Here is a 5,210-nt window from a genome sequence, read left to right as displayed (position 1 = left end):
CGAACCTGCAAATACCGCCCGGACTGGCCAAGCAAGGGCTTTGCCACAAAAACAGATGCTCAGGCTTGGGTAAAATCCTTCGCCAATTGGTATAACGGCGAGCATCTGCACAGCGCCATCCGCTTCGTCACTCCGGGCGCACGCCACGCTGGCCATGACCGCGCAACGCTGGCAAACCGCGCCATGCTCTATGCAAATGCGCGTGCGCAAAACCCAGAACGCTGGTCAGGCAAAACCCGCAACTGGCAACCCGCCGGACCCGTCTGGCTCAACCCAGAAACCGAAATCAGCGCCCCTGAAATCAGAGACGCCGCATGAAATCGGCGGACAACATGTTTGACAAACACCGGATGCCCTGCGGGACCGCGGGGTCGGTGTAGCTCTTGTGCGCCGCGGCGTAGGTGTTCGACGACCTATTGAAGTTTACCCGTGTGCTCCATGGCATAGCCCCCTTCTTCGTTGAGCTCACTTAATTTAAGCACAGCACCTAATGGCGCAAGAGGCCAATGAGCTATTTGGTGACGTGGTCAAAACGGTGTTTTGGACAGCAGTGTGTTGATTTCCAGGTCGAATTGGCCCATTTTTCATTTCGCGCTGACCCCTCTGGCTTATGATAACCTCATGGAAAGTCAGCGAAATTAATTCCAGTTTGTGGGTCACGTCGTTTCAGAAAACTGGGTCAATTTCTCGCACAATTCTACACCCTGACGATCCATCTGGCTGGCGGGAACTCAGTGCTTTTCGCAACTGTGTACTGGAACCGCTGTGTTGGGCTGGGTTACTTGTCGAAATCGAAGCAGAGCAGCAACGGCTGGGTGAGAGCCAGTACTTCAAGACACCACTTTGGAGCTCAGCTTTGAAACTGGACACCAACGATATGCTTGAGCATGCGCAACGGCACTGACCTCTGCCTTTATTCTGCTTAATGCAGACAGCGCTGGTGGTGGCCTACGCCTCTAAGCAGCCCGGCACAGCGAAGCAGTAATTCAGACATATTAGACAACTGAGGAATGCTACGGATACTAAAGGCGACGCACTAGGGAGGTAGTGCGCCGCCTGAACTCTGCGCTGATCCAAGGGAGGAGGTTTGGACCCGCGCTGGAGATAAACGTTGATCCAAGGGAGGAGGTTTGGACCTTCATTACATCCTAATTGAGCACGGTCACCAAGTTTTTCAACTGCCAACGCCGCATTGCAGCAATGCATTTTCTGCAAGGCAGCATTTGCCAGTTTTTTAAGCATAAATATTAGGCTTTGTATTCTTTGAGAGCTCTTGTTAACCAAAACACCTGCAGTGTTTGACTTTAACATTGCCAGGCTCCGCAGTCTCCGTGATCTGGGAGGAGACCGTTGCAGACCGCGGAGCCATTTCCAACTTTGCATTTGCTGTGCTATCGCCGCTGCGTTCATCTTTTACGGCATGTGCGTGGTAGGCCCGGCAGGACTTGAACCCGCAACCAAAGCGTTATGAGCGCTCTGCTCTAACCAATTGAGCTACAGGCCCACGCTGGATGGATTTAAAACCCTCAGGCAACCTTGTCGATGCTGAACTGACGTTCAGCGTTGACGATCCAATTTTTGACAGCGGGTTTCGCTCCAAAGCCCAAGCCAGCAATACTAAGGAAACACACTTCAAATAGGACGTCGTGTTCGTGATCTGGCCACGCTCCACCAGATTCCAAAACCAATCGACGCATCTCTGCAACGCGATCTGTAGCGGAGCGTAGGTGTTCGACGACCTGTTGAAGTTCACCCGTGTGCTCCATGGCATAGCCCCCTTCTTCGTTGAGCTCACTTGATTTAAGCACAGCACCTAATGGCGCAAGAGGCCAATGAGCTATTGGGCGACGTGGTCAAAACAGTGTTTTGGACAGCAGTGTGTTGATTTCCAGGTCGAATTGGCCCATTTTTCATTTCGCGTTGACCCCTCTGGCTTATGATAACCTGATGGAAAGTCAGCGGAATTAATGACAGCTTGTGGGTCACAACGTTTCGGAAAACTGGGTCAATTTCTCGCACAATTCAACACCCAGGCGGAAGGGTCTATCTTCCAATATATCAATGGGTTCTACAATCCAAGACGGCGGCACTCATCCCTAGGCGGCAAAAGCCCCTCGGCCTTCGAACGAAAGGTTGCATAATTGAGTTGAGAGATCGGTACGTAAGCGTGACAAGACCACGGTCAATTTAGTCGTAGTTGGTTCCTAGTTTTTCACCACGATTTTGCGAGGGTTCTTGTCAGGCTTCGAACTTTGGTTCTTGTAACTCCAAACGGAAATAGCAGAAGAACTGGCCCTTGCTACATCGGTTATCACAACGCCTTGTTCCCGCGATATACGCTCGGCGAATGACAATTGCGCCGGACTTGGTGGCCGGGTTTCAGAACCGCTACCTTTATCCTCTCCAGCGCCTTCAGCTGTTTTGGAAGCGTGTTGCTCGAGGAACGTACGGCAGACCGATGCTGATTTGGTGTAGCCAGTTGGAGGCTTTATGCCCTTCTGACGCGCTATACTGTCGGCGAAACGCTTCATCTCAGGAGTTGGTGGCCGTCCACCGCCCCCGCCATCCAGTACAAAACCGGGCAAAGGCGACACACCGGCTGGCGAACCTTCGACGAGCTTTCCGATGATACGCTGGGCGACATCACAAACAGCATCGATGGCTCCAACCATTTCCTGTTTGCCGACAACAACATCGTCGAGCAGGCATTCGAGTTGCGCTGTCACACCCGGATCGACCAATGCTGGATCAGCTTGTAGGAGTACACCAAACAAACTCAATCCGGTATCGGTCGGTACAATGTTCTTCCCTTGAACAACCAGAAAACCCTGCCGTTTCAATCCCCCGATAATCTCGGCGCGGGTCGCGGGCGTACCGATGCCCTTAGCTTCCTTCAGCCTGTCGCGCAAAACCTCATCATCGATAAAGCGCCAAGCCTGCTGCATCGCTTCGATCAAAGTACCTTCATTATAGCGCGGCGGTGGCCGGGTTTCCTTGTCTTCGATGGCAGGGTTCCGCAATCGCGCGGCTTCGCCGTTTTGCATCTGAGGAAGCAGCTGCGCATCGTCACCTTTTTCATCGGCGGGTTGCCATTCCGGGAATGCTGCACGCCATCCAATATCAACGTGTTGGCGGCCTGTGGCCTTGAACGGAAATCCGCCCGGATCAAGCGTTGCGGTTGTCTGGCGGTAGCGGAAATCCGGCATGACGGTGGCCAAATATGCCCGGCGATCACGTCAAACAGTTTTTTCTCGTCACTCGAAAGCCGCGGCCAGACGTCTCGCAATTTCTCAATCGTATTGACGTTGGGAATGACCGCGTGGTGGCTGGCCCCTTCCAGTCCCTTGTCATAAAAACTGCCGCTCTTGCCCTTTCGAATGACAGGCACCGCTGGCACAGGGATCGTGCTGAACGATCTTCCCGCTTGCAGTCCGGCTACGATCTTGGGCACGTCCCCGATCAAGGTCTCGGGTAGGTAACGCACTTCGGCACGCGGATAGGTAATAATCTTCTTACCCTGTCCGTCATAGAGTTCCTGAGCGATTTCCAGAGTCTTTGCCGCGGCCCAGCCGAAGCGCGAGGCACAGAGCTTCTGGAGTGACGGCAGATCATGCGGTTTCGGCGGTCCTTGACGCTTGCCCTCGACACGCACGCCGAGCGGCCCCTCAAAGTCGCGGATGGCCGCAACCACGGACTCAACAATCTCACGTTTTAGAATTCGTTCCCGTGGTGCATATCGCATCTTGAACTCACCGCCCTCAACCATGGCGGTGGCGACAACCTCGAAATAGGTCACGGGAACGAAATTGCGGATTTCCAATTCGCGTCTGCAGACGATCGCAAGGGTCGGCGTTTTCACACGCCCTACGCCGATGACACCTCGCGCGCCTTTGCCAAGGATGACAGTCGCTGTGCGGGTCAGTGACAAATTATATATCTGATCAGCTTGGCGGCGCGCAACAGCGGCGGCGTAAAGCCGGGCGTAATCTGAGTTGGGTTTTGCCCGATCAAATGACTGACGGATGGTCTGAGTATCCTGGGCTGTAAACAGCACACGCATGACCTCGCCACGATACTTATAGTGTTCGAGGATCTCCTGGCCGATGAGCTGCCCCTCTCGGTCACAATCGGTGGCAAGCCAGACCCGCTTGGCTGTGCGCAGCGCCTCACGAATGGCTTTGAGCTTGGCTGCCTTGTTCCCGCCTTTTGCCGGTCGCGTGCCGTAAAGCTCTTGAGGACGCAGCAGGATTGGGGTCCAGCGCTTCCATCCGGGCACGACGTCCTGTGGTTCGAGCAAGTCGAACAAGTGCCCCTCGGCCGGTAAAACCACACCATACCGGGACCCAATGGCGGCGCGGACATCTTTCGCCTGGCTAGTTTTTTCGGTTATGACGATCTGATCAGCCATGACGAGCTCATTTGAAATAGTGCACAAAAAAGAACATAAGGTGAACTCGCAAAGCTGGCAACTGGGATTTTTAAGGAGCCACACAATTAGGCAACGCTTCCGAACTCATGTCTCGCTGCAATTCTTGCATTTTTGTCCGATCAAAGCTTGTAGAAGCATGGCGCTCTCCCTCGCAAACCACTTGATAACCCTTTCGAAGGTCAGGTTTGGGCCGACCGACGCAAAAGGCGCCGTTCGGCACGATAACTGTTGACCGATCAGCCGGGATGGCACGGTTTAGAAGAATTTGCGCAGCAGGAAGCCGCCCAATGATGTGACGCGCACCGTGATCTCTTCATAGTCGGTGGTCCGCCGGGCGGGCAAAGGCTTGAGGCTGGTGCGCTCAACGTCAATGCGCTTGGCATTGCGCGCATTGATCCGCCCCAAGACCTAATTGATGAAGCGGCGATAGGCAGTCAGGTCCGAGAAGCCGCGCGACCCACGCATGATCAGCGCATCAGTAATAGCCCGCTTCAGGTGTCGGTTTCGTCGAGGATGAGCTGAATGGTTTCCTCCGGCTGATCCCACATCGGGAAATGACCGCATTTCTCAAACCAGTGCAACCTGGCGGATGGAAATGCCCCCATTGCCCTGGCGGACTGCCGTGGCAGACACAGACGATCCTGGCGACCCCATCCGATGACGACGGGCCGGGACGTCTCCGCCGCTGGTCCCTCCTGTTCCGGCGCAGTGGCGAGGTCGCGCACAAGCGCATCGAAGGTCTCCGTCGCAGCAAAACTCTTCAGCTCGGTCGCGACGATCA

At 54.7% G+C, this 5,210-nt stretch carries 2 protein-coding genes, 1 tRNA gene and 3 pseudogenes; 1 reads left to right on the top strand and 5 read right to left on the bottom strand.

What is annotated here, in order from left to right; all coding sequences use genetic code 11:
- Nucleotides 1-318 (top strand): annotated as a pseudogene (locus BM131_RS20390) (IS3 family transposase); the annotation flags it as partial.
- A gap of 1,109 nt (nucleotides 319-1,427) precedes the next feature.
- On the opposite strand, the gene BM131_RS19640 reads toward BM131_RS20390, so the two are convergent.
- From BM131_RS19640 to BM131_RS20135, 5 genes and pseudogenes are all read right to left on the bottom strand, one after another.
- Nucleotides 1,428-1,504 (bottom strand) — tRNA-Ile (locus BM131_RS19640).
- A gap of 22 nt (nucleotides 1,505-1,526) precedes the next feature.
- Complete coding sequence (locus tag BM131_RS19635; protein WP_090192159.1) at nucleotides 1,527-1,766, bottom strand: hypothetical protein; 240 nt, start codon at nucleotides 1,764-1,766, stop codon at nucleotides 1,527-1,529.
- Between the two features lie 438 nt (nucleotides 1,767-2,204).
- Nucleotides 2,205-4,408: pseudogene (locus BM131_RS19630) on the bottom strand (type IA DNA topoisomerase).
- Nucleotides 4,409-4,687: 279 nt separating this feature from the next.
- A pseudogene (locus tag BM131_RS20605) lies at nucleotides 4,688-4,927 on the bottom strand (IS21 family transposase); the annotation flags it as partial.
- Entirely contained in the window at nucleotides 4,921-5,154 is a 234-nt protein-coding gene (locus tag BM131_RS20135; RefSeq protein WP_245754344.1) for an alpha/beta fold hydrolase, read from the bottom strand. The pseudogene BM131_RS20605 and the gene BM131_RS20135, both read right to left, overlap by 7 nt.
- Between the last annotated feature and the right edge of the window lie 56 nt (nucleotides 5,155-5,210).

Source organism: Loktanella salsilacus (genome assembly GCF_900114485.1).
Taxonomy (GTDB): Bacteria; Pseudomonadota; Alphaproteobacteria; order Rhodobacterales; family Rhodobacteraceae; genus Loktanella; species Loktanella salsilacus.
Note: the sequence above shows the minus strand (reverse complement) of the source record. Positions and strands in the feature narration are given on the sequence as shown.